18 protein-coding genes are annotated in these 24510 nt (G+C 55.2%); 16 read left to right on the top strand and 2 right to left on the bottom strand.

Annotated features, from left to right (window positions below; all coding sequences use genetic code 11):
• Positions 1 to 172 precede the first annotated feature (172 nt).
• The gene (gene ycaO / locus AC6I8E_RS06280; RefSeq protein ID WP_370421625.1) at positions 173 to 1936 is read right to left on the bottom strand and encodes a 30S ribosomal protein S12 methylthiotransferase accessory factor YcaO; all 1764 of its coding nucleotides are present in this window, start codon (positions 1934 to 1936) and stop codon (positions 173 to 175) included.
• 326 nt (positions 1937 to 2262) lie between these two features.
• Between ycaO and serC the strand changes: the two genes are divergently transcribed.
• The 12 genes from serC (at position 2263) to AC6I8E_RS06340 (ending at position 16272) form a co-directional block, all read left to right on the top strand.
• Positions 2263 to 3348, top strand: coding sequence for a 3-phosphoserine/phosphohydroxythreonine transaminase (serC, locus tag AC6I8E_RS06285; RefSeq protein WP_013357313.1), 1086 nt, complete (start codon positions 2263 to 2265; stop codon positions 3346 to 3348).
• A gap of 82 nt (positions 3349 to 3430) precedes the next feature.
• Positions 3431 to 4717 carry a 3-phosphoshikimate 1-carboxyvinyltransferase gene (aroA, locus tag AC6I8E_RS06290; protein ID WP_497824550.1) on the top strand — a complete coding sequence of 429 codons (1287 nt, stop codon included), beginning with the start codon at positions 3431 to 3433 and terminating at the stop codon, positions 4715 to 4717.
• Between the two features lie 199 nt (positions 4718 to 4916).
• Positions 4917 to 5603, top strand: coding sequence for a (d)CMP kinase (gene cmk, locus AC6I8E_RS06295; RefSeq protein ID WP_013357315.1), 687 nt, complete (start codon positions 4917 to 4919; stop codon positions 5601 to 5603).
• 108 nt (positions 5604 to 5711) lie between these two features.
• Complete coding sequence (gene rpsA, locus AC6I8E_RS06300; RefSeq protein WP_013357316.1) at positions 5712 to 7385, top strand: 30S ribosomal protein S1; 1674 nt, start codon at positions 5712 to 5714, stop codon at positions 7383 to 7385.
• An 82-nt stretch (positions 7386 to 7467) separates the two neighbouring features.
• Positions 7468 to 7752: an integration host factor subunit beta gene (ihfB, locus tag AC6I8E_RS06305; protein WP_003849360.1), complete on the top strand. Its 285-nt coding sequence runs from the start codon at positions 7468 to 7470 to the stop codon at positions 7750 to 7752.
• Between the two features lie 205 nt (positions 7753 to 7957).
• A complete protein-coding gene (locus tag AC6I8E_RS06310) occupies positions 7958 to 10213 on the top strand; it encodes a DNA internalization-related competence protein ComEC/Rec2 (RefSeq protein WP_497824551.1) in 2256 nt (751 codons plus the stop codon).
• Between the two features lie 34 nt (positions 10214 to 10247).
• Positions 10248 to 11996: a lipid A ABC transporter ATP-binding protein/permease MsbA gene (msbA, locus tag AC6I8E_RS06315; protein WP_095707444.1), complete on the top strand. Its 1749-nt coding sequence runs from the start codon at positions 10248 to 10250 to the stop codon at positions 11994 to 11996.
• Positions 11993 to 12979: a tetraacyldisaccharide 4'-kinase gene (lpxK, locus tag AC6I8E_RS06320; protein ID WP_312216813.1), complete on the top strand. Its 987-nt coding sequence runs from the start codon at positions 11993 to 11995 to the stop codon at positions 12977 to 12979. Before msbA ends, lpxK begins: the two co-directional genes overlap by 4 nt.
• A 39-nt stretch (positions 12980 to 13018) precedes the next feature.
• Entirely contained in the window at positions 13019 to 14233 is a 1215-nt protein-coding gene (locus AC6I8E_RS06325) for a winged helix-turn-helix domain-containing protein (protein ID WP_312216815.1), read from the top strand.
• 105 nt (positions 14234 to 14338) lie between these two features.
• Positions 14339 to 14521: a Trm112 family protein gene (locus AC6I8E_RS06330; RefSeq protein ID WP_003849374.1), complete on the top strand. Its 183-nt coding sequence runs from the start codon at positions 14339 to 14341 to the stop codon at positions 14519 to 14521.
• Positions 14518 to 15267, top strand: coding sequence for a 3-deoxy-manno-octulosonate cytidylyltransferase (gene kdsB / locus AC6I8E_RS06335; protein ID WP_312216817.1), 750 nt, complete (start codon positions 14518 to 14520; stop codon positions 15265 to 15267). The genes AC6I8E_RS06330 and kdsB overlap by 4 nt, the downstream gene beginning before the upstream one ends.
• A gap of 111 nt (positions 15268 to 15378) precedes the next feature.
• Entirely contained in the window at positions 15379 to 16272 is an 894-nt protein-coding gene (locus tag AC6I8E_RS06340; RefSeq protein ID WP_013357322.1) for a phosphotransferase, read from the top strand.
• On the opposite strand, the gene elyC is transcribed toward AC6I8E_RS06340, so the two are convergent.
• Complete coding sequence (gene elyC / locus AC6I8E_RS06345) at positions 16252 to 17037, bottom strand: envelope biogenesis factor ElyC (protein WP_095707440.1); 786 nt, start codon at positions 17035 to 17037, stop codon at positions 16252 to 16254. The two genes, AC6I8E_RS06340 and elyC, sit on opposite strands and share 21 nt — an antisense overlap.
• Before the next feature lie 125 nt (positions 17038 to 17162).
• Here elyC and cmoM point away from each other — a divergent pair, with 125 nt between their 5' ends.
• Genes cmoM through mukB form a run of 4 tightly spaced genes read left to right on the top strand, consistent with a single transcriptional unit; the run spans position 17163 to position 24457 of the window.
• Positions 17163 to 17948: a tRNA uridine 5-oxyacetic acid(34) methyltransferase CmoM gene (gene cmoM, locus AC6I8E_RS06350; RefSeq protein WP_497824552.1), complete on the top strand. Its 786-nt coding sequence runs from the start codon at positions 17163 to 17165 to the stop codon at positions 17946 to 17948.
• A complete protein-coding gene (mukF, locus tag AC6I8E_RS06355; protein WP_013357325.1) occupies positions 17945 to 19267 on the top strand; it encodes a chromosome partition protein MukF in 1323 nt (440 codons plus the stop codon). Before cmoM ends, mukF begins: the two co-directional genes overlap by 4 nt.
• Positions 19248 to 19973 carry a chromosome partition protein MukE gene (gene mukE, locus AC6I8E_RS06360; RefSeq protein ID WP_013357326.1) on the top strand — a complete coding sequence of 242 codons (726 nt, stop codon included), beginning with the start codon at positions 19248 to 19250 and terminating at the stop codon, positions 19971 to 19973. The genes mukF and mukE overlap by 20 nt, the downstream gene beginning before the upstream one ends.
• Complete coding sequence (mukB, locus tag AC6I8E_RS06365) at positions 19970 to 24457, top strand: chromosome partition protein MukB (RefSeq protein ID WP_312216824.1); 4488 nt, start codon at positions 19970 to 19972, stop codon at positions 24455 to 24457. The genes mukE and mukB overlap by 4 nt, the downstream gene beginning before the upstream one ends.
• Positions 24458 to 24510: the final 53 nt, after the last annotated feature.

Genomic DNA, 24510 nt, shown 5'->3' on the forward strand with positions numbered 1-24510 from the left:
TTAATTCAGTCTATGTTACGAATTAATATCTTATATGTTAAGTGAAATGATGCAATGTGGCGGAAGGTATTTTTATTACAGCTAATGTTTCATTGAGATAGAGGGAAATTATGGCACCAGATAAATCCAGTGCCATGTTGAGCTATCTGTTTCCAGCTACAGGCGTTATGCCTTACGCTTTTTTCCAGTAATGACGTTTAGCGGCCTGCAGTTTTTCGTAGGCAGCAAGCAGGGATTGATGGGCCGGGAATGCCTGCAACTCTTCATCCACAGCCTGAAGCCCGTTAAACGGATTCTCACCACTAATAGCAGCGGAAGCCGCTTCCATTGCGTTCTCACCATACATACGCAGGAAGGCGTGATGATACTGCAGCGGATCGCGCTCATCTTCCATTGCCAGTAATAGCAGGGTCTGCAGGCAGCGATAGTAATTAGCCCGCTCTGGCGTAAAGATTGAGCTGTTAAACTCCATTGTCCACTCGGTCCAGATCAATGCCTGATCCAGATCGCCGCCCGCCAGCGCCAGCATCGCTTTTAATTCGCCAATACGCAGCGTGTACCAGCCGTTGTCTTTACCGGTTGCCAGGCCCAGCAGCTCGCGAACGCGGGTGAAGTCGTCAAAACCTTCATCATCCAGCTGTCCAATCAGATCCAGATACTCTTCCGGATTCCAGTTGCTGTCAGGCAGGGCAAGCAGGGTTTCACGCATGCCAGCACCCATGCTGTTATTTGCCAGGAACAGATCTTCCGCCGGGTAGATATCAGACATGCCAGGTACGATGATGCGGCAGGCATAGACGCCCAGGTGCTCGTAGTCAGCGATATAGACCTCCTGATCTTCTGAAGCGAAGATCGCCATCAGCGTAGCAAATTCCTGCTCGGTGCTGCCTGCGAAAGACCAGTCGACAAAGGGATAATCTGCCGTCTCTTTAAACAGATCCCAGGAGATCAGACCGCTTGAATCGATGAAGTGTGTTTCAAGGTTGGCATGTTCAGCCACTTCTTCGTCATCAAAGGTTGGTGGTGTAAACACATCCAGATCTTTGAGGCTGCGACCCTGCAGCAACTCAGTAACGGTACGCTCCAGCGCCACACCGAAATCAGGGTGCGCACCAAAGGAAGCAAAACAGGTGCCATTGGTCGGGTTAAACAGCACCACACAGATAACCGGATATTTGCCGCCCAGCGAAGCGTCATAGGCGAAAATCGGGAAGCCTTCCGCTTCAAGGCGCGCAATCGCCTCAATGACGTCAGGATAACGCTGCATCACCGTATCAGGAATCGCTGGCAGGCTGATTGCTTCAGCAATAATGCGATTTTTAATGTAGCGCTCAAACACTTCTGACAACCCCTGAACACGCGCTTCATTCGCGGTGTTGCCCGCCGACATGCCATTTGAGACATAGAGGTTGCCGATGATGTTCATCGGGATATAGACAGTTTGCTGATCGGACTGGCGGGTAAAGGGCAGAGCGCAGATACCACGCTCAGCATTGCCGGACTGCAAATCAATCAGGCCGGAAGCCGTCAGAGCATTGTCGGCATCGTAAAACGCATGAAGGCGCGCATCCAGAATGCCTTCAGGTAAGGAATCATCCTCTGGTAACGCAAACCATTTTTCATTGGGATAGTGAACAAAATCACCGTTAGCGATCTTTTTCCCCAGCCAGAAGTCAGCAAAAAAATAGTTAGTAGAGAGACGCTCAAAATACTCGCCCAGTGCAGAGGCCAGTGCCGCTTTTTTACTGGCGCCTTTACCATTGGTAAAGCAGAGCGGGCAATCGCGGTCGCGGATATGCACAGACCAGACATGGGGAACAGGATTAAGCCAGGAGGCTTCTTCAATATTAAAGCCAAGATCCTGCAGCTTGTTCTGGAAACGCGCGATGGAGTCTTCCAGTGCGGCATCTTTGCCCGGGATAAATGTTTGCGTCATAGTGCCGCTCTCTCTGTTGTCATAGGGTGCGTAAAGCGCGCCATGATACGGATTTTGCTAACTGACCGCTATCAGGGCGGGACATTTTTACCGGCTTAGTTTACCGGCATAGTTTTCATTGCCGCGGCACTCAGGCCAAATGCGGATTGGTGGGGCTGGATAGAGCCTCACAAAATTCCGTTCAGATTTGCATTGGTAACATAACCTCCGGCGAGCCGGATTCAGAAAATGTGACCGCACCCTGATTTATGATTGCAGCTATCAGAATGCAGTGATAAAACCGGATGGTTATTCATAACCGTTCGATATGACAGTGGTGAGGGGAAATGACGCAAGTTTATAATTTTAGCTCTGGCCCGGCGATGCTACCGGTTGAAGTCCTTCGTCGTGCAGAACAGGAACTGACGAACTGGCGCGGTCTGGGTACCTCTGTAATGGAGATCAGTCACCGCAGTAAAGAGTTTATTCAGGTGGCTGAGGAAGCAGAGCAGGACTTCCGTGATCTGCTAAAAATACCGGCTAATTACAAAGTTTTATTCTGTCATGGCGGCGCGCGTGCGCAGTTCGCTGCTGTACCGGGTAATCTGCTCGGGCAAGCGACCAGCGCCGACTATGTCGATGGCGGCTACTGGGCGCACAGTGCAATTAAAGAAGCAGAAAAGTATTGCTCCCCACGCACGCTGGATGTGAAAACCACCCGCGATGGTAAACGTGCCATTCTGCCGATGAGCGAATGGCAGGTGAGCGAATCGTCTGCTTATCTGCATTTCTGCCCGAATGAAACTATTGATGGCATCGCCATTGATGAACAGCCCGATTTCGGCAGTAAAACGGTTGTCGCTGACTTCTCATCTACCATTCTGTCACGTCCGATCGATGTGAGCCGCTATGGCGTGATTTATGCAGGCGCGCAAAAAAATGTCGGTCCGGCCGGATTAACGCTGGTTGTCGTTCGCGAAGATCTGCTGGGCCAGGCGCACGCCTCGGTACCTTCAATTCTCGATTACAAAGTGCTGGCCGATAATGATTCGATGTTTAATACCCCGCCAACATTTGCGTGGTATCTCTCAGGCCTGGTGTTTAAATGGCTGAAAGAGAAGGGTGGTGTAGCCGAAATTGATCGTATCAATCAGGCAAAATCTGACCTGCTTTATGGCGTTATCGATCACAGTGGCTTCTACCGTAACGATGTGGCTAAAGAAAACCGCTCACGCATGAATATTCCTTTCCAGCTGGCGGATGCGTCGCTCGATGCACTGTTCCTGGAAGAGTCATTTAAGGCAGGATTACATGCGCTCAAAGGCCATCGTGTAGTAGGCGGTATGCGCGCCTCTATCTATAATGCCATGCCGCTGGAAGGTGTGAAGGCGCTGACCGATTTCATGGTCGACTTTGAACGCCGTCACGGTTGATTACTAAGATATCAGCGTTGATGCTGATGCCAGACCTCGCCATATGGGGAGGTCTCTGTATTTTTTGAGGATTTCGTTTCACATGCAGGACTCCCTGACTCTCCAACCGATCGCACGCGTTGATGGCACCGTAAATCTGCCTGGTTCAAAGAGCGTTTCCAATCGCGCATTGCTGCTGGCTGCGCTGGCTAAAGGCACCACCCGTCTGACTAACCTGCTCGACAGCGATGATGTAAAGCACATGCTGAATGCGCTGACTGCGCTGGGCGTAAACTATACGCTTTCCGGCGATCGCACCGTGTGTGAAGTGACGGGAAATGCCGGGCCGCTGCGCTCCTCTCAACCGCTGTCGCTGTTTCTGGGCAATGCCGGAACCGCAATGCGTCCTCTGGCCGCAGCACTTTGTCTGGGTGAGCACGATATCGAACTGACTGGCGAACCCCGCATGAAAGAGCGTCCCATCGGCCATCTGGTTGACGCGCTTCGTCAGGGTGACGCAATCATTGATTACCTGGAAAATGAAAACTATCCGCCGCTGCGTTTACGCGGAGGTTTCATTGGGGGTGACGTCAGCGTGGATGGCAGCGTATCCAGTCAGTTCCTGACTGCACTGCTGATGACCGCGCCGCTGGCACAGCAGGACACCTGCATTACCATCAAAGGTGATTTGGTTTCCAAACCTTATATCGATATCACTCTGAATCTGATGCAGTGCTTTGGCGTCGACGTTGAGAATCAGAACTATCAGCGCTTCCTGATCAAGGGCCAGCAACAGTATCAGTCACCGGGCGATTACCTGGTTGAGGGCGATGCCTCTTCCGCCTCCTATTTCCTGGCTGCTGCTGCCATAAAAGGCGGGACGGTTCGCGTCACCGGTATCGGACGCCAGAGTGTGCAGGGCGACATCCGTTTCGCTGACGTGCTGGAAAGGATGGGCGCTGTGATTGAGTGGGGCGACGATTATATTGCCTGCACGGCCGGAAAACTGCAGGCTATCGATATGGATATGAATCATATCCCTGATGCTGCAATGACCATTGCGACCACCGCGCTGTTTGCAGAGGGCACTACCCAGTTACGTAATATTTATAACTGGCGGGTAAAAGAGACCGATCGACTGAGCGCAATGGCCACGGAATTACGTAAAGTTGGGGCGGAAGTCGAAGAAGGTCATGATTTCATCCGTATTACACCGCCAGCATCGCTGATTCATGCTGATATTGGCACCTACAATGACCACCGCATGGCGATGTGTTTTTCTCTGGTTGCACTTTCCGATACGCCGGTAACCATTCTTGATCCTGGCTGTACAGCGAAAACCTTCCCGGACTATTTTGTTCAACTGGCTAAAATCAGCCAGCACGCCTGATATTGCCTTTCCGGTGCGGTTCCGCACCGGATCTCTCCCTGATTTAATCTGGCTGCAACCGCACCGATATCCTCTGAATTGACTAACATTTCGAACCCCGTCAGTGCGAAAGGGTAACCAAGCCTTGCTATGCAGCGTATAATGCTAAGCATTAAGGGTGGCCTGAAGGTCATAATGCACGCAGCAACAGGAGGGAATAATGACAGTAACTGCCCCGGTCATAACTATTGATGGGCCAAGTGGAGCGGGAAAGGGAACCCTGTGCAAAGCGATGGCAGAATCGCTGCAGTGGCATCTGCTGGATTCCGGTGCTATTTACCGCGTGCTGGCGTTAGCCGCATTGCATCATCAGGTGGACATTGAATCTGAAGAGGCGCTGGTGCCGATTGCTGCGCATCTTGATGTGCGCTTTTTGTCACAAAACGGTGAAATGCAGGTCATACTTGAAGGTGAAGATGTGACCGGTGAAATCCGCACTCAGGAGGTCAGCAATACCGCATCACGTGTCGCTGCGTTTCCACGGGTGCGCGAAGCGTTATTGCGCCGCCAGCGCGGTTTCCGCGAGATGCCGGGCCTGATTGCTGATGGCCGTGATATGGGCACCGTGGTTTTCCCGGATGCGCCAGTAAAGATTTTCCTTGATGCCAGCCCGGAAGAGCGTGCTCAGCGACGTATGCTACAGTTGCAGGGAAATGGCTTTAATGTTAACTTTGACCGCCTTTTAGCCGAGATAAAAGAACGCGACGACCGCGATCGTAACCGCGCAATTGCGCCTCTAGTGGCTGCTGCCGATGCACTGGTTCTGGACTCTACAGAGATGTCTATCGACCAGGTCATTGAAAAAGCGCTACACTATGCCCGCGAGAAGCTGGGCATCCCGGCTTAACTGAATTTATCACCCTGTACCACGGATCCGGTGCCGGGCATGTGAAACAACCCCATCCGACATGAAGTCAGATGGACGTTAAATTGAAGAATCCTGAAGATTATCAATATGACTGAATCTTTTGCTCAACTATTTGAAGAATCCTTAAAAACAATCGAAACCCGCCCGGGTTCTATCGTTCGTGGCATCGTCGTTTCTATCGACAAAGATGTCGTTCTGGTTGATGCGGGTCTGAAATCTGAATCTGCAATTCCTGCAGAGCAGTTCAAGAACGCAGCCGGCGAACTGGAAATCCAGGTTGGCGACGAAGTTGATGTTGCTCTGGATGCAGTGGAAGACGGCTTCGGTGAAACCCTGCTGTCCCGTGAGAAAGCTAAGCGCCATGAAGCATGGATCACGCTGGAGAAAGCTTACGAAGACGCTGAAACTGTTACCGGTGTTATCAACGGCAAAGTTAAAGGCGGCTTCACAGTTGAGCTCAACGGTATCCGTGCGTTCCTGCCAGGTTCACTGGTAGATGTGCGTCCGGTGCGCGATACGCTGCATCTGGAAGGCAAAGAGCTTGAGTTCAAAGTCATCAAGCTGGATCAGAAACGCAACAACGTCGTGGTTTCACGTCGTGCGGTTATCGAATCCGAAAACAGCGCAGAGCGCGATCAGCTGCTGGAAAACCTGCAGGAAGGCATGGAAGTTAAAGGTATCGTTAAGAACCTCACTGACTACGGTGCATTCGTTGATCTGGGCGGCGTTGATGGCCTGCTGCACATCACTGATATGGCATGGAAACGCGTTAAGCATCCAAGCGAAATCGTTAACGTTGGCGACGAAATCACCGTTAAGGTGCTGAAGTTCGACCGCGAGCGTACCCGTGTTTCTCTGGGTCTGAAGCAGCTGGGCGAAGATCCATGGGTTGCTATCGCTAAACGCTATCCGGAAGGCACCCGCCTGACCGGTCGTGTTACCAACCTGACTGATTACGGCTGCTTCGTGGAAATCGAAGAAGGCGTTGAAGGTCTGGTACACGTGTCTGAAATGGACTGGACCAACAAAAACATCCATCCGTCTAAAGTTGTTAACGTAGGCGATGTTGTTGAAGTTATGGTTCTGGACATTGACGAAGAGCGTCGTCGTATCTCCCTGGGTCTGAAGCAGTGTAAATCTAACCCATGGCAGCTGTTCGCTGAGACGCACAACAAAGGCGATCGTGTTGAAGGTAAAATCAAGTCAATCACTGACTTCGGTATCTTCATCGGCCTGGACGGCGGCATCGACGGTCTGGTTCACCTGTCTGACATCTCCTGGAACGCGACTGGCGAAGAAGCCGTTCGTGAGTACAAAAAAGGCGACGAAATCGCTGCCGTTGTACTGCAGGTTGATGCAGAGCGCGAGCGTATCTCTCTGGGCGTTAAACAGCTGGCAGAAGATCCGTTCAACAACTACATCACTCTGAACAAGAAAGGTGCCATCGTCACCGGTAAAGTGACTGCAGTTGATGCTAAAGGTGCTACAGTTGAATTAGCAGACGGCGTTGAGGGTTACCTGCGCGCTTCTGAAGCTTCACTGGACCGCATTGAAGATGCAACTCTGGTTCTGAACGTTGGCGACGACGTTGAAGCTAAGTTCACCGGCGTTGATCGTAAAAACCGTGTCGTAAGCCTGTCTGTCCGTGCGAAAGACCAGGCTGATGAGAAAGAAGCTATCAATACTGTTAACACCAAACAGGAAGAAAGCAATTTCTCTAGCGCTATGGCTGAAGCGTTCAAAGCGGCTAAAGGCGAGTAATCGACCTGAAGCACCGGGTGGGCAACCACCCGGTTTCGGTAAAAGCTGTCATACATTCCCACAGGGATAAACCGGAGGTTACATGACCAAGTCAGAACTGATCGAAAGACTGGCGGGACAGCATACTCATATACCGGCGAAAGTCGTTGAGGATGCAGTAAAAGAGATGCTTGAGCACATGGCCACTACGCTGGCACAGGGCGAACGCATCGAAATCCGGGGATTCGGCAGCTTTTCTTTGCACTATCGCGCTCCGCGTACTGGACGTAACCCGAAAACGGGTGACAAAGTGGATCTGGAAGGTAAATACGTTCCCCACTTTAAGCCAGGCAAAGAGCTGCGCGATCGCGCAAATATCTACGGCTAAGCCGATACCGAACCAGATAAACGACATCTCCGGATGTCGTTTTTTTTTTGCCTGTTATTCAGATTCAGAACTGACATCCGGAATGCTGTGCCCAACACTGCAATCCGTTATTCTTTTTGCGAGACCGCCCGCGCCTGACTGATCCTCTCCTGTCACTTTCACCTGATTTGCCCAGAATAATCGTACTGAAATAATGGACACGATTATGCTGACATGGACCGTTCTGGCGCGACTGGCGATCGTTGCAACGTTACCGCTACTGCTGATGGCCCGACTGCCTTCCGGTGAGGCGATAGTGGCCCTGCTCTTTGTGGGCGTGGCTCTGCAACATTGTCCTTATCAGCCCGCTCGTCTGACGGGTATTACTCTGTTGTTTCTGGCATGGGCCTGTCACGATGCCCGCGTGATGGTGCAGGATATTGAACGGCTCTCCGCACATCCCGCCACCTTCACTCTTCAGATTAATGAATTGCGACAAGAGCGAAAACAAATCCGGGTTCGTCTGCTGGAAGAGGAGAGCAGGATGATATTTCCGCCCCGCTTTGCCTGGCTCTATTTCGATGCTGACCCAACGATTTACTGCCCTGGACAACGCTGGACGATGCAGCTGCGCTTACGACCGGTTCATGCCCGCCTGAATGAAGGCGACTTCGATGCCCAGCGTTTTGCACTCGCGAATAATACGCCGCTCCAGGGGCGGATCCTTAAACAGCATGCTGTCAGCGATCGCTGTGATGGCCGCTGGCGATTTATTGTATGGCACCGTGACAGAACCCGCGAAATGCCTTTTCGAGGCACGCTGGAGGCACTAACATTTGGCATCAGAGATGAGATGAGCCAGCAGACACGTCAGCTACTGCGAGATACCGGCACGGCGCACCTGATGGCGATATCGGGCATGCATATTGCCCTGGCCGCCAGCACCGGCTGGATGATGGCGCGTGGGGTGCAATTTATCCTTCCAGCCCGCTTTATCGGCTATCTTTTTCCCCTCATCGTGAGCTGGCTATTTGCTGCAGTGTATACGTGGCTCTCCGGGGCTCAGCCGCCCGCAGCCCGTTCACTGCTCGCCCTGACGCTGTGGGCAATAACACGGTTTGCGGGTGTTCAGCTGAACAGCTGGCAGATCTGGGCGTTCTGTATTGCGTTGCTGCTGGTAACGGATCCGCTGACGGTGCTCTCTGACAGCTTCTGGCTCTCGGTTCTGGCTGTCGGCATGCTGCTGGTCTGGTACCACTGGTTCCCGCTGCCTGCGCGGTTCCGTCATCAACGGCGCTGGATTCCGTTACAGCTGCTGCACTTGCAGGCGGGCATGATGATTTTGATGGTGCCATTGCAGGTGGCGATATTCAACGGGATCAGCCTGACCGCGCTGGTGGCCAATGTTGTCGCAATCCCGGTCGTCTCATTTATTACTATGCCCCTTGTAACACTTGCCATGTTGCTCCCGGTGGCGCAGGTATCGGGCTTCTTCTGGGGAGCGGCCGATCTCTCTTTACGCGCACTGTTTTATTGCCTGACGTTGCTGCCGCCGGGCTGGTGGCCGCTGAATGGCACAGTCTGGTTTACGGTCATGGTATGGGGTGGCCTGATTCTCTGGCGTGCGCAGTTCTTCTTCTCCCTGCCATTAAGCAGCTGCGCGTTAGCGCTGACGATGATACTGAGTCGCCAGCCAGAACCTGAACAGGGCTGGCGCATCGATATGCTGGATATTGGGCATGGCCTGAGCATAGTGCTCACTCAGGGTAACGAAGCGGTGATGTATGACACAGGACCACGCTGGCAGAACGATAATGCGGGGAGCCGGGTGATCATTCCCTGGCTGGAGCGCAGACAGTTACGTTTAAAACAGGTCATCCTCAGTCATAACCATCTGGATCACACTGGTGGGCTGCAGGCGATTACGCAACGCTGGCCCGCGGTTGAAGTGAGAAGCGCACTGGCGGATAAAACGCACTTACCCTGTGTACGCGGCACGCAGTGGCGCTGGCGACAGCTCCATTTCCGGGTTGTCTGGCCGCTGACGAACCCTTTAGCCGGTGGGAACAACGACTCCTGTGTCATCATCGTCGATGACGGTCAGGTCCGGCTACTGTTAACCGGTGATATCGAAGCTAAAGCGGAACGTCAGCTGGTGGCGCTGGAGAAGCAGGGGCTGAAGGCTGATATCCTGCAGGTACCGCACCACGGAAGCCGTACTTCGTCGACCTCCCTGCTGCTGCGCAAAACACAAGGACACACCGCGATTGCCTCTCTGGCACGCTACAATGCATGGCGCATGCCCGCGAAAAATGTGCTGGAAAATTACCGAACGGCTGGATTTCAGTGGCTGGACACGGGCCAGTCAGGACAAATCAGTATCAGGATAGAGCAGGGCAGAGTGCAGGTTTTCACCCTGCGGGAACAATTAATGCCCCGTTGGTATCATCAGTGGTTTGGCGTCAAACGCGAATCCAGGTAGAATGGCCGGCTATTTCCAACAGCGTGAATAAATAATGCATCAAGATAAAGATCTCTCTACGTGGCAGACGTTTCGCCGACTCTGGCCGATGATCGCGCCTAACAAAGCGGGATTAATCGTGGCCTCTGTTGCCCTGATTATTAATGCTGCGGGCGACGCCTTAATGCTCTCCCTGTTGAAACCGTTACTGGATGATGGCTTTGGTAAAGCTGACAGGTCAGTAATGCTTTGGATGCCATTAGTCGTTATTGGCCTGATGCTGGTTCGCGGAGTCACCAGTTATATCTCCAGCTACTGCATCTCCTGGGTCTCTGGCAATGTCGTGATGAATATCCGTCGTCGCCTGTTCAGCCATATGATGGGCATGCCGGTTTCATTTTTTGACCAGCAGTCAACCGGTACCCTGCTGTCGCGCATTACCTACGATTCGGAGCAGGTTGCTTCTTCATCTTCGGGCGCACTGGTCACTGTTGTGCGTGAAGGTGCCTCGATTATTGGCCTGTTCATCATGATGTTCTACTACAGCTGGCAGCTGTCGTTAATCCTGATTGTCCTGGCGCCTGTCGTCTCATTTGCCATCCGTACCGTATCCAAGCGCTTCCGTTCGATCAGCAAAAGTATGCAGAACACCATGGGGCAGGTGACAACCAGCGCCGAACAGATGCTAAAGGGGCACAAAGAAGTGCTGATCTTTGGCGGTCAGGAAATTGAGTCGGAGCGTTTTTCCCGCGTCAGTAACCGTATGCGCCAGCAGGGTATGAAACTGGTCTCAGCCTCTTCCATTTCTGATCCGATTATTCAGCTGATCGCGTCGCTGGCACTGGCTTTTGTCCTTTATGCTGCCAGCTTCCCAAGCGTAATGGATACGCTGACAGCCGGTACGATCACCGTCGTCTTCTCCTCGATGATTGCCCTGATGCGTCCGCTCAAGTCTCTGACCAACGTCAATGCCCAGTTCCAGCGTGGCATGGCGGCCTGTCAGACGCTGTTCTCTATTCTGGATAGCGAGCAGGAAGTGGACAATGGCACGCGCGAAATCACCCGTGCTAAAGGGGATATCGAATTCCGGGATGTAACCTTTACCTATCCAGGTCGTGAAATTCCGGCACTGCGTAATATCAATCTGTCGCTGCCGGCAGGAAAAACGGTTGCGCTGGTGGGCCGTTCAGGTTCCGGTAAGTCTACGATGGCGAGCCTGCTGACCCGCTTTTACGACATTCAACAGGGTGAAATCCTGCTGGATGGTCATGATCTGCGTGAGTACAGCCTGCGTGCTTTGCGTAATCAGGTGGCGCTGGTGTCGCAGAATGTGCATCTTTTCAACGACACCATTGCTAATAACATCGCCTATGCCCGCAGTGAGCAATATAGCCGTGCAGAGATCGAGCAGGCGGCCACCATGGCGCATGCAATGGACTTTATCAATAAAATGGATAAAGGCCTGGATACGGTGATTGGCGAGAATGGCGTGCTGTTATCTGGCGGTCAGCGTCAGCGTATCGCCATTGCCCGTGCGTTGCTGCGTGATTGTCCGATTCTGATCCTGGATGAAGCGACTTCTGCGCTGGATACCGAGTCAGAACGCGCCATCCAGTCTGCACTGGATGAGTTGCAGAAGAACCGTACCTCGCTGGTGATTGCGCACCGCCTCTCTACCATTGAGAAGGCCGATGAAATCGTGGTGATCGAAGATGGTCAGATTGTTGAACGCGGAACGCATCAGGTGCTGTTAGCAGAACGCGGCGCCTATGCACAGCTGTATAAGATGCAATTCGGCCAATGATTGAACGTATCTGGAGTGGTCGCTCCCCGTTATGGATTCTGTTATGGCCATTCAGCCTGCTGTATGGTGCGATCACGGCCCTGATACGTTTCAGTTACAGGCGCGGCTGGCGTAAAAGCTGGCGTGCGCCACTGCCTGTGGTAGTGGTGGGTAACCTGACTGCCGGTGGCAATGGAAAGACGCCGGTTGTGATCTGGCTGGTCGAGGCGCTGCAGCAGCGTGGCCTGCGCGCTGGCGTCGTCTCCAGAGGATATGGCGGCAAGGCGGACCACTATCCCTTGCTGGTCTCGGCGCAGACCCCCACACAACAGGCCGGTGATGAACCAGTACTGATCGCCCAGCGCACCGGAGCGCCGGTTGCGGTTGCGCCCAAACGGCGACAGGCGATTGAGGCGTTACTGAAGCAGGGGCCGCTGGATGTGATTATCACTGACGACGGCCTGCAACATTATGCGCTGCAGCGCGATCGCGAGATCGTGGTGGTTGATGGTGTTCGTCGCTTTGGCAATGGCTGGTGGTTGCCTGCCGGTCCGATGCGTGAACGTGCCGATCGTCTCCACCAGGTCGATGCCGTCATCATTAATGGCGGTGAGGCCCTGGGTGACGAGATTGCAATGCAACTTCAGCCCGGACTCGCCACCAATCTGCTGACCGGGGAAACCCGCGCACCTGAGCAACTGGGTGCCGTGGTTGCCATGGCCGGTATTGGTCATCCTCCGCGTTTTTTCACCACGCTGAAACAGCAGGGCATAACGCCAGTCGCAGAGATCGCCTTTGCTGACCATCATGCCTACAGTGAAGATGAGCTGACACGATTATTACAGCCGGGTCAGCAGCTACTGATGACCGAAAAGGACGCAGTGAAATGCCGTCACTTTGCGCAGCCTGACTGGTGGTATCTGCCGGTTGATGCCCATTTATCCGGTAAAGCCGTAACGCCGTTACTGGACGACATTGAACAACGCTGCCGTCGCCCGCTCTGATACCCGCACCCATTCAGGTGAAGCCTGATAAGGAAGAGGATGAACACCCCGCATTCACTTTCGTTACAGCAAGCACGTCACCTTCATCTCGCCGCGCAGGGCCTGCTGCGCCCTCCGGCAAAACGCGCAGTTTATCAGGATCTGATTAACTGCATCTCCCGCATGTCGCTGCTGCAAATTGATACCATTCATGTGGTGGCCCGCAGTCCTTATCTGGTGCTATTCAGTCGCCTGGGAAACTACCCTCAGGCATGGCTGGAACAGGCGCTGGCACAGGGAGACATTTTTGAGTACTGGGCGCACGAAGCCTGCTTTATTCCCCGCGCCGATTACAGACTGCTTCGTCATCGCATGCTGTCGCCTGAACGCCTTGGCTGGAAATACAACGCGCAGTGGGTTGCTGACCACCAGCAGGCGATTACCGAATTACTGCAGCTGATTCAGGAAAACGGTCCGGTGCGCGCCGCCGATTTCACCCATGCGGAAAACCCGAAGTCGGGATGGTGGGCATGGAAACCACACAAACGCCATCTGGAAAATCTCTTCAGCGCCGGTGAGCTGATGGTCGCGGAACGCCGTAACTTTCAGCGCGTCTACGATCTGCGCAGTCGCGTCATGCCCGACTGGCAGGATGCGGTGCATGGCATCAGCGAAGCAGAGGCCACCCGACAGATGCTGATGAACAGCGCCCGTAGCTTAGGGATTTTCCGCGCGGCCTGGCTGCCGGACTACTATCGCCTTAAACGGGCACCCCTGAACGATTTTATCTCTGATGCCCAGGCTGCGGGCGATCTGGTCGCCGTCAATACAGAGGGGCTGGGTGAGATGTGGCTGCATCGTGACTACTTACCGTTGCTGGAGACGCCGCTGCAGGCAACGCACAGCGCGCTGCTGTCACCGTTTGATCCGGTGGTCTGGGATCGCAAACGTGCGCTGGAGCTGTTCAGCTTTGACTATCGTATCGAGTGTTACACCCCCGAGGAGAAGCGCAGGTTTGGCTATTTCGTTTTGCCCATCCTTCATCGTGGGCAGATAAAAGGGCGGCTCGATGCCCGCATGCTGCGTCAGGCCAAACAGCTGGAGATTAAAAAACTCTGGCTGGAAGAAACGACCCGCGTCACGGCGCGCTTTGTGGTGGATATCCGGCGTGCGATTGAACGCTTCGCAGCCTGGCAGGGAGCAGAAAGCGTCTCAATTCTGCAGGTACCTGATGCACTCAAAGACCACTGGCCAGCCCGGTGGCAGCTGAATTAATCAATTTTGCGGCAGCCGCTGCGGGAAGGTGTTTTACCCCATCCCGCCTGCGCCGCGCTATGGTATGCTTGATGCCTTAAGCATTCGGTTCCTGATGGAGGACATATGGATCATCGTTTACTCGAAATCGTTGCCTGCCCGGTGTGCAATGGCAAACTTTACTTCAACAATGCGCAGCAGGAGCTGATCTGCAAGCCTGATGGCCTGGCTTTCCCGGTTCGTGACGGTATTCCGGTGCTGCTGGAAACCGAAGCCCGCACGCTGTCAGTGGAAGAGATTCATCCATGAGTTTCACTGCCATCATTCCTGCGCGCTATGCGTCAACCCGCTTACCCGGCAAGCCGCTGCTCGATATTCACGGTAAACCGATGGTCGTGCATGTGATGGAACGCGCCCGTGAATCGGGTGCCAGCCGGGTCATTGTTGCCACCGATCATCCTGACGTAGCCAGCGCAGTGGAAGCAGCAGGCGGTGAAGTCTGCATGACGCGCGCCGATCACCAGTCCGGCACGGAGCGGCTGGCGGAAGTGATCGAAAAATATCAGTTTGCTGATGACGAAATCATCGTCAACGTGCAGGGTGATGAGCCGATGATCCCGGCAGAGATTGTGCGCCAGGTGGCGACCAATCTGGCGGGCTCAGCGGCCGGGATGGCAACGCTGGCGGTGCCAATCACCGATGTGGAAGAAGCCTTCAATCCGAACGCGGTGAAGGTGGTCATGGATGCGAATGGCTATGCGCTCTATTTCTCACGGGCCACCATTCCCTGGGATCGTGAACGCTATGCTGCCTCACGCGAACAGATTGGCGATACGCTTCTGCGACACATTGGCATCTATGCCTACCGTGCCGGTTTTATTCGCCGCTATGTTGCCTGGGCGCCTTGTCCTCTTGAACAGATTGAGCTGCTCGAGCAACTGCGTGTCTTATGGTACGGCGAAAAAATTCATGTCGCCGTAGCAAAAACCATTCCCAGCGTGGGTGTAGATACGCCAGACGATTTGCAACGCGTCCGCGCTGCCATGCAGGCCTGATACACGGGGAGCCAGTCTCCCCGTTTCAGCGCAACGTTATTGATCCGCCGCTAAACTTATCTCCAGTACTTCCTTCAGGATATTGTGATACTCATCTGAGGAGGATGCCGCATGGAACAGCTTAAATCGGAACTCACGCTGGCGCTGGGTGAAACCATCAGCCGCCTCGAATTAATCAGTGAACATCCGCCCACCCGACTCTATGCCCTGTACGATCGGCAGGGGCACCCCATGCCGATGGTGGCAAAATATTTTCGTCATCAGGGGCGGGCAGCGCTGGAAGCCAGAAAGCTGGCATTACTGGGGCAGGCCGGATTCATCCCTGTGCCAGCGGTCTATGGTCTGGTGCTGAGCCAGCAGCCTCCGGTGCATGAAATGCTTCTGATGGCGCGACTGAATGGCGTGACGGCGGAGGCGCCTGCGCGGGATGCTCAGCGCTGGCAACAGTTTTGCGAGCAGGCAGTCGAGGGGCTGCTGGCCTGGCACCGGCTCGACAGCCACGGCCTGGTCGGAACGGTAGACAGCACCCAGCAGAATCACTGGCCGGCCTGGTATGCACAACGGGTTGAAGTATTGTGGTCGACCCTGAGCTATCTGCGCCCACCTGCCTTCACGCTGGAAGATCGTCAGATTCTGTTCCGCTGCCGGTCGCGTCTGGCACATCTTTTTCGCGACTTCGATGATCCCTGTGTGATGGTTCACGGCAACGTGCGGCTGCAGAGCATGCTGAAAAACAGCCGTAGCGACCAGTTAGTCGCGATGACACAGCCGGGCACGATTCTCTGGGCGCCCCGTGAATATGACCTGATCCATCTGGATACCTCACCCGCCGAGACAGCGCTGCTGCACGACTACCTGCAACGGGCACCCGTCTCTGAGGGCTTTGTCTGGCGCCGATGGGTTTATCAGCTGTGGGACTGCATCGAGCATCTTGTGCAGACCGGCACGTTTAATCGTCCGCGTTTTGACCATGCCTGCACGCAACTACTCCCCTGGCTCGGCTGAGCCAGGTTCCTCACCTTTAAGCCGCTGCAGTAACGTGCCCAGCGTCTCATACACTGCCCGTTCGCTGTGACTCAGCCAGATTGATGACGGTATCGCCCGTTCCCAGCCATTCAGCGGCGAGGTAATCGCCAGCTGATTAGCAGGCGCAGCAATCGGCTTCAGACCGACCGCGTGGAAAAAGCGTATCGCCCGCGGCATATGATTCGCTGAGGTGACCAGCAGCATCGGGCGATCGCCGACTACCGTTTTGACCGCCTGCGCTTCATCCGCAGTATCACGAGGCTGGTCCAGAATCTGAATATGTTCGCGCGGCACGCCCAGACTTTCTGCCACCTGAGCGGCTACCCAGGCGCTGCTCTTCGGATTGGTGCCACCGGCAGCGCCGGTAAAAATCAGGGTCGACTGTGGATTGCGTTGCCATTGACGAATACCTTCTGCCACGCGTGGCAGACTGTTATTCAGCAGGTTCGAGCTGGGTGCCCAGGCCGGATTGAAGGTATAGCCTCCGCCCAGCACCACAATGTAGTCCACCTTCTCTGCGCCGTTCCAGGTCGGATAACGGTTATCCAGCGGCAAAAGCAGCCGATCGGCCAGCGGTTGCAGGCTCAGCAGCAGCAGTAACAGCCAGCTGACGGAGATCACGGTTTTGCCGCTTTTTTGCCAGTCAGTAAACCAAAGCAGTAAAATGCCCAGCGCCATCAGCAAAAGCAGAAACGGCAAGGGTAAAAGCAGCCCGCCAATCACTTTTTTCAGGGTAAATAACATCGAAAACGCGTCCTGTTGTCCGAAAATAGAGCACCCGGAAGGGAAGATGGGGATGAAAGGTTCATTCTTCTGGTGCCTGTGACAAAATAGCACAAGTCTCACCGCAGCATACCGGAGCGCATGCCATGCAGGATCGTAACTTTGACGATCTCGCGGATAAATTTTCGCAAAATATTTACGGCACCACCAAAGGGAAGATACGCCAGGCCATCCTCCGGGATGAGCTGGAGAAGATAGTACCCGGGCTGTTGCCCCATCCGCTGTCAGTACTGGATGCCGGCGGCGGTGTCGGCCAGGTCTCCAGCGGACTTGCTGCCCAGGGCCATCAGGTTCTGCTGTGCGACCTCTCTGCTGAGATGCTGCGTCGGGCCGCCGAAAATGCAGCGGCACAGGGTGTGAGCCACAACATGCAATTCAGACAAATTAGCGCGCAGCAGGTGGGCGAACATTTGGATAAGCCGGTGGATCTGGTATTGTTCCACGCTGTGCTTGAGTGGGTCGCTGAACCGGAAAAGGTGCTCAAAGCGCTGTTCGATTTGCTGCGTCCGGGGGGCGTCATGTCGCTGATGTTTTACAATCTGCACGGCCTGACATTGCGCACCTTAACGCTGGGTAACTTCGGCTATCTGCGCACCAACCTGACTAAACGCAAAAAGCGAACCCTGTCGCCTGACTATCCGCGCGACCCCGAACAGGTCTATCGCTGGCTGGAGGAGTGTGGCTTTGTGATTGAGCAGCGTGCCGGGATCCGGGTATTCAGTGACTACATGAAACCGCCGAAGGGCGAGCCAAAAAGCGACGACGAAATTATTGAGATGGAGCGGCGTTATTGCCGTCAGGAACCCTTTTTAAGCTTAGGGCGCTACATCCATGTGACCGCGCGTAAACCGGGGCAGAAGGACGAATTATGAGTGAATTTTCCCAGACGGTACCTGAACTGGTATCCTGGGCGCGCAAAAATGACTTTTCCCTTGCGCTGCCAGTGGAACGTCTGGCCTTTTTGCTGGCTATCGCCACCCTCAACGGTGAGCGGATGGATGGCGAAATGAGCGAAGGCGATCTGATTGACGCTTTCCGTCATGTCAGTAAAGCTTTTGAACAAACCCATGAAACCGTGTTGGTTCGTGCCAACAACGCCATCAACGACATGGTGCGTCAGCGCCTGCTCAACCGCTTTACCAGTGAACTCACCGAAGGCAATGCTATCTATCGCCTGACGCCGCTGGCGATCGGCATCACCGACTACTACATCCGTCAGCGTGAGTTTTCAACGCTGCGTCTGTCGATGCAGCTGTCGATTGTGGCCAGCGAGCTCAAGCGGGCAGCCGATGCCGCGCAGGAAAACGGCGATGAGTTTCACTGGCATCGCAATGTTTTCGCGCCGCTGAAATATTCGGTGGCGGAGATCTTCGACAGCATCGATATGACCCAGCGTCTTATGGATGAACAGCAGCAGGCGGTGAAAAACGATATCGCTGAACTGCTGAATAAAGACTGGCGCGCGGCGATCTCCAGCTGTGAAATGCTGCTCTCTGAAACCTCCGGGACGCTGCGTGAACTGCAGGATACGCTGGAAGCGGCGGGCGACAAACTTCAGGAAAACCTGCTGCGTATTCAGGATGCCACGCTGGACAGCCCGGACCTGGGCTTCGTCGATAAGCTGGTTTTTGACCTGCAAAGCAAGCTCGACCGTATTACCAGCTGGGGCCAGCAGGCGATTGACCTGTGGATAGGCTATGACCGCCACGTCCATAAATTTATTCGTACCGCCATCGACATGGATAAAAACCGCGTCTTTGCCCAGCGTCTGCGGGTATCGGTACAGAATTACTTCGACGCGCCCTGGGCGCTAACCTATGCCAATGCCGACCGCCTGTATGACATGCGCGATGAGGCGCTGACGCTGCGGAATGACGAAGTGATGGGCGAACTGCCGCCAGAGATGGAATACGAAGAGATTAACGAAATTCGCGAACAGCTGGCAGCGATGATTGAAGAAGCGCTGCAGGTCTACAAATCGCAACAAAAACCGCTCAACCTCGCGTCAGTGATGCGTGACTACCTGGCCCAGTATCCACGCGCTCGCCATTTCGACCTGGCGCGCATTGTGGTGGACCAGGCGGTACGCCTTGGCGTAGCGGAAGCTGATTTAGCCGGTTTGCCTGTGGAATGGCAAGCCATCAATGATTACGGAGCCAAGGTGCAGGCACATGTCATCGACAAATATTGAACAAGTGATGCCGGTTAAGCTGGCACAGGCACTGGCCAACCCGATTTTTCCCGCGCTGGACAGCCAGTTACGCGCCGGACGCCATATCGGAATTGAAGAGCTGGATAACCACGCTTTTCTGATGGACTACCAGTCATTTCTCGAAGAGTTTTACACCCGCTATAACGTTGAGTTAATTCGTGCGCCGGAAGGTTTTTTCTATCTGCGTCCGCGTTCGACCACGCTGATTCCGCGTTCCGTACTCTCTGAGCTGGACATGATGGTCGGGAAGATTCTCTGCTACCTCTATCTCAGCCCGGAACGCCTGGCGAATGAGGGGATCTTCACCCAGCAGGAGCTCTATGACGAGCTGCTCTCGCTGGCCGACGAGAACCGTCTGCTGAAGCTGGTTAACCAGCGTTCAACCGGTTCAGACCTGGATCGCACCAAACTGCAGGAGAAAGTGCGCGCCTCTCTGAGCCGCCTGCGCCGTCTTGGCATGGTGTGGTTTTTCGGCAACGACAGCAGCAAATTCCGTATCACGGAATCGGTGTTCCGCTTTGGTGCCGACGTGCGCGGCGGTGATGATGCCCGTGAAGCGCAGCTTCGCCTGATTCGTGATGGCGAGGCCATGCTACTGGAAAATGCGACTGCACCGATCGACACCGATGAAAGTGAAGGGCAGGAAGGCGACGCGAGTGAGAACGCAGAGGAAGAACAGGCATGATTGAGCGCGGAAAGTTTCGTTCGCTTACGCTGATCAACTGGAACGGCTTTTTTGCCCGTACCTTTGATCTTGATGAATTAGTGACCACGCTGTCAGGCGGTAACGGCGCGGGTAAGTCCACCACCATGGCGGCATTTGTCACCGCACTGATCCCCGATTTAACGCTGCTGCACTTCCGTAACACCACCGAAGCGGGCGCCACGTCGGGATCCCGTGACAAAGGTCTGCACGGTAAACTGCGGGCAGGTGTCTGCTACGCCATGCTGGATGTGGTGAACTCACGCCATCAGCGTGTGGTAGTCGGTGTACGTCTGCAGCAGGTCGCCGGACGCGATAAAAAGGTCGATATCAAGCCGTTCAGTATCCACGGTCTGCCCACCGATACCAACCCGACCGATATGCTGACGGAAGTGCTTAACAGCCGTCAGGCACGCGTCTTACCGCTGAACGAGGTAAAAGAGCGGGTTGAGGCACAGGAAGGCGTGCAGTTCCGCGCTTACAACTCGGTGACGGATTATCACGCCATGCTGTTTGATCTGGGCGTGGTGCCGCGTCGTCTGCGCTCTGCCAGCGATCGCAGCAAGTTCTATCGTCTGATTGAAGCCTCGCTCTATGGCGGTATCTCCAGTGCCATCACCCGATCGCTGCGTGATTACCTGCTGCCTGAAAACAGCGGCGTGCGTAAAGCGTTCCAGGATATGGAAGCTGCGCTGCGCGAGAATCGCATGACGCTGGAGGCGATCCGCGTTACCCAGTCTGATCGCGATCTCTTTAAGCACCTGATCTCAGAGGCGACCAGCTACGTGTCGGCTGACTACATGCGTCACGCCAACGAGCGCCGTGGACATCTCGACAGCGCATTACAGCTGCGCAATGAGCTGTTCAGCAGCCGTAAGCAACTTGCTACCGAGCAGTATCGTCATGTTGAGATGGCGCGCGAGCTGTCAGAGCACAGTGGCGCAGAGAACGATCTCGAAGTCGATTATCAGGCTGCCAGCGATCACCTGAATCTGGTGCAGACGGCGATGCGGCAGCAGGAGAAGATTGAGCGCTACGATGCGGATATCGAAGATCTGACGCTGCGTCTGGAAGAGCAGACCGAAGTGGTTGCCGAAGCGCGCGAAATTCAGGAAGAGAATGAAGCGCGTGCCGAAGCGGCTGAACTGGAAGTGGATGAGCTGAAAAGTCAGCTCGCCGATTTCCAGCAGGCACTCGACGTGCAGCAAACGCGCGCCATCCAGTATCAGCAGGCCCTGCAGGCGCTGGAACGCGCCCGTGCGCTCTGCCAGCTGCCCGATCTGACCATCGATAACGCTGCAGAATGGCAGGAGAGTTTCCAGGCGAAAGAGGAGGAGGCGACAGAACGCCTGCTGCGCCTGGAGCAGAAGCTGAGCGTGGCCGAAGCCGCGCACAGTCAGTTTGAACAGGCGCTGGCGCTGGTGACCAGCATTGCTGGTGACGTGACCCGTCAGGATGCGTGGCAAACCGGCCGCGAACTGCTGCGTGATGCCAGCAATCAGCGTCATCACGCCGACCAGCTCTCGTCGCTGCGTCTGCGTCTCAATGAGCTGGAACAGCGTCTGCGCGAGCAGCATGAGGCGGAGCGTCTGCTGGCCGAGTTCTGCAAGCGTCAGGGGCAGCAGTACGAAGCCGATGCGCTGGCGGGCCTGCAGCAGGAGCTTGAAGCGCAGATCGAACAGCTGAACAGCAGCGTCTCGGACGCCGGTGAGCAGCGCATGATGATGCGTCAGGAGCTGGAACAGCTGCGCGAACGCATCACCAGCCTGACTGCCCGTGCGCCACACTGGCTGGCGGCGCAGGAGATCCTGACGCAGCTCAGTGAACAGACCGGTCAGGCGCTGAACAGCAGCCAGGACGTTACCGAATTTATGCAGCAACTGCTGGAGCGCGAGCGTGAAACCACCGTCGAGCGCGACGAAGTGGCGGCACGCAAACGTGATATCGAGCAACAGATTGAGCGGCTCAGTCAGCCGGGCGGGGCGGAAGATGCGCGCCTGACTCAACTGGCCGAACGCTTTGGCGGCGTATTACTGTCTGAGATTTATGATGATGTGACCCTCGATGATGCGCCGTACTTCTCGGCGCTCTATGGTCCGTCACGTCATGCAATCGTGGTGCCGGATCTCTCCCGCGTGCGTGAGATGCTGGATGGTCTGGAGGAGTGCCCGGAAGATCTCTACCTGATCGAGGGTGACCCGCAGTCATTCGATGACAGTGTCTTCAGCGTTGATGAGCTGCAGAATGCCGTCGTGGTGAAAGTGGCAGAGCGTCAGTGGCGCTACTCCCGCTTCCCGAAAATCCCGCTGTTTGGCCGCGCAGCGCGCGAAAATCAGCTGGAGCTGCTGCACCTTGAGCGCGACAAACTGGCTGAGCGTTACGCCACATTGTCGTTCGACGTGCAGAAAACGCAGCGTCTGCATCAGTCATTCAGTCGCTTTATCGGCACACATCTGGCAGTGGCCTTTGATGCCGACCCGGAAGCGCAGATCCGTCAGCTGGGCGCGCGCCGGGGTGAGCTTGAGCGGGCACTGAATCAGCATGAGAGCAATAATCAGCAGCAGCGTCAGCAGTATGAGCTGGCGAAAGAGGGCGTGTCGCAGTTAAACCGACTGCTGCCACGCGTCAACCTGCTGCTGGACGATACGTTGGGCGATCGCTGCGAAGAGATCCGTGAGCAGGTCGATGCGGCACAGGACGCGGCGCGCTTCCTGCATCAGCATGGCGCGAAGCTGGCGAAACTGGAACCGATCATCGCGGTATTGCAGAGCGATCCGGAACAGCACGAGCAGTTACAGGCGGATTATCAGCAGGCGCAGCAGCAGCAGCGCAACGCACGTCAGCAGGCCTTTGCGCTGACAGAAGTGGTGCAGCGTCGCGCTCACTTCAGCTACGACGACTCGGCCAGCATGCTCAACGGCAACAATGACCTCAGCGATAAGCTGCGTCAGCGTCTTGAGCAGGCTGAAGGTGAACGCAGTCGCAGCCGCGATCGCCTGCGTGAACATCAGGCGCAGCTGACGCAATACTCACAGGTGCTGGCTTCACTGAAAAGTGCTTACGACGCCAAGCGCGACATGCTCAAAGAGCTGCAGCAGGAGATGCAGGACATTGGCGTCACTGCTGACAGTAGCGCAGAAGAACGCGCGCGCGTTCGCCGCGATGAGCTCTACACTGCACTGAGCCACAACCGCGCCCGCCGCAATCAGCTGGAGAAACAGCTCACCTTCTGTGAAGCGGAGATGGATAACCTGCAGAAGCGCCTGCGTCAGCTGGAGCGTCAGTATCATCAGGTGCGTGAGCAGGTGGTCAGCGCGAAAGCGGGCTGGTGTACCGTCCTGCGTCTGGTGAAAGAGAATGGCGTTGAGCGTCGCCTGCATCGTCGCGAACTGGCTTACCTGAGCGGTGATGAGCTGCGCTCGATGTCGGATAAAGCGCTGGGTGCGCTGCGTCTGGCGGTGGCGGACAACGAACATCTGCGCGACGTACTGCGGCTGTCGGAAGATCCAAAACGTCCTGAACGTAAGATTCAGTTCTTTATTGCGGTCTATCAGCATCTGCGCGAGCGTATTCGTCAGGATATTATTCGTACCGACGATCCGGTCGAAGCGATTGAGCAGATGGAAATCGAACTGAACCGTCTGACTGAAGAGCTGACCGCGCGTGAGCAGATGCTGGCGATCAGTTCACGCAGTGCGGCGAATATTATCCGCAAAACGATCCAGCGTGAACAGAACCGCATCCGCCAGCTCAACCAGGGGCTGCAGACCGTCAGCTTTGGTCAGGTACGCAGCGTGCGGCTCAACGTGAACGTGCGTGAAACCCACGCTATGCTGCTGGATACGCTGTCAGAAGAGCATGAGCAGCATCAGGATCTGTTCAACAGCAACCGCCTGACCTTCTCGGAGGCGCTGGCGAAACTCTACCAGCGTCTTAACCCGCATATCGACATGGGTCAGCGGACGCCGCAAACCATCGGTGAGGAGCTGCTCGACTACCGCAACTATCTGGAGATGGAAGTGGAAGTTAACCGGGGCTCCGATGGCTGGCTGCGTGCAGAAAGCGGTGCGCTCTCAACGGGTGAGGCGATCGGTACCGGTATGTCCATTCTGGTAATGGTGGTGCAGAGCTGGGAAGAGGAGTCCCGTCGTCTGCGCGGCAAAGATATTTCGCCATGCCGACTGCTGTTCCTTGATGAAGCGGCCCGTCTGGATGCCCGCTCCATCGCCACACTGTTTGAACTCTGTGAGCGATTGGAGATGCAGCTGGTGATTGCGGCACCGGAGAACATCAGCCCGGAGAAAGGCACGACCTACAAACTGGTACGTAAGGTGTTTAATAACACCGAGCATGTGCATGTGGTCGGGCTGCGTGGTTTTGCTGCCGATCCTTCACCAGTGCGTGCGGGAAGCGAAGCGGATGCGCTACCCGATCTGACTGCTGAAAAATCGCAGGCGGAAACGTAGTCAAAAACTGAACCATTGGTTAATCTGATAACGGCATTTGTCCCATGAGGCAA

This window comes from Pantoea sp. X-Soil-YNGN-785, assembly GCF_059730585.1.

Bases quoted from the DNA above. Each gene is read 5' to 3' on its own strand.
- AC6I8E_RS06340 (WP_013357322.1), top strand. From the start codon at position 15,379: ATGGAACAGCTTAAATCGGAACTCACGCTGGCGCTGGGTGAAACCATC.
- msbA (WP_095707444.1), top strand. From the start codon at position 10,248: ATGCATCAAGATAAAGATCTCTCTACGTGGCAGACGTTTCGCCGACTC.
- elyC (WP_095707440.1), bottom strand. From the start codon at position 17,037: ATGTTATTTACCCTGAAAAAAGTGATTGGCGGGCTGCTTTTACCCTTG.
- cmk (WP_013357315.1), top strand. From the start codon at position 4,917: ATGACAGTAACTGCCCCGGTCATAACTATTGATGGGCCAAGTGGAGCG.
- mukB (WP_312216824.1), top strand. From the start codon at position 19,970: ATGATTGAGCGCGGAAAGTTTCGTTCGCTTACGCTGATCAACTGGAAC.
- serC (WP_013357313.1), top strand. From the start codon at position 2,263: ATGACGCAAGTTTATAATTTTAGCTCTGGCCCGGCGATGCTACCGGTT.
- AC6I8E_RS06310 (WP_497824551.1), top strand. From the start codon at position 7,958: ATGCTGACATGGACCGTTCTGGCGCGACTGGCGATCGTTGCAACGTTA.
- mukF (WP_013357325.1), top strand. From the start codon at position 17,945: ATGAGTGAATTTTCCCAGACGGTACCTGAACTGGTATCCTGGGCGCGC.
- ycaO (WP_370421625.1), bottom strand. From the start codon at position 1,936: ATGACGCAAACATTTATCCCGGGCAAAGATGCCGCACTGGAAGACTCC.
- cmoM (WP_497824552.1), top strand. From the start codon at position 17,163: ATGCAGGATCGTAACTTTGACGATCTCGCGGATAAATTTTCGCAAAAT.
- rpsA (WP_013357316.1), top strand. From the start codon at position 5,712: ATGACTGAATCTTTTGCTCAACTATTTGAAGAATCCTTAAAAACAATC.
- kdsB (WP_312216817.1), top strand. From the start codon at position 14,518: ATGAGTTTCACTGCCATCATTCCTGCGCGCTATGCGTCAACCCGCTTA.
- AC6I8E_RS06330 (WP_003849374.1), top strand. From the start codon at position 14,339: ATGGATCATCGTTTACTCGAAATCGTTGCCTGCCCGGTGTGCAATGGC.
- AC6I8E_RS06325 (WP_312216815.1), top strand. From the start codon at position 13,019: ATGAACACCCCGCATTCACTTTCGTTACAGCAAGCACGTCACCTTCAT.
- lpxK (WP_312216813.1), top strand. From the start codon at position 11,993: ATGATTGAACGTATCTGGAGTGGTCGCTCCCCGTTATGGATTCTGTTA.
- ihfB (WP_003849360.1), top strand. From the start codon at position 7,468: ATGACCAAGTCAGAACTGATCGAAAGACTGGCGGGACAGCATACTCAT.
- mukE (WP_013357326.1), top strand. From the start codon at position 19,248: ATGTCATCGACAAATATTGAACAAGTGATGCCGGTTAAGCTGGCACAG.
- aroA (WP_497824550.1), top strand. From the start codon at position 3,431: ATGCAGGACTCCCTGACTCTCCAACCGATCGCACGCGTTGATGGCACC.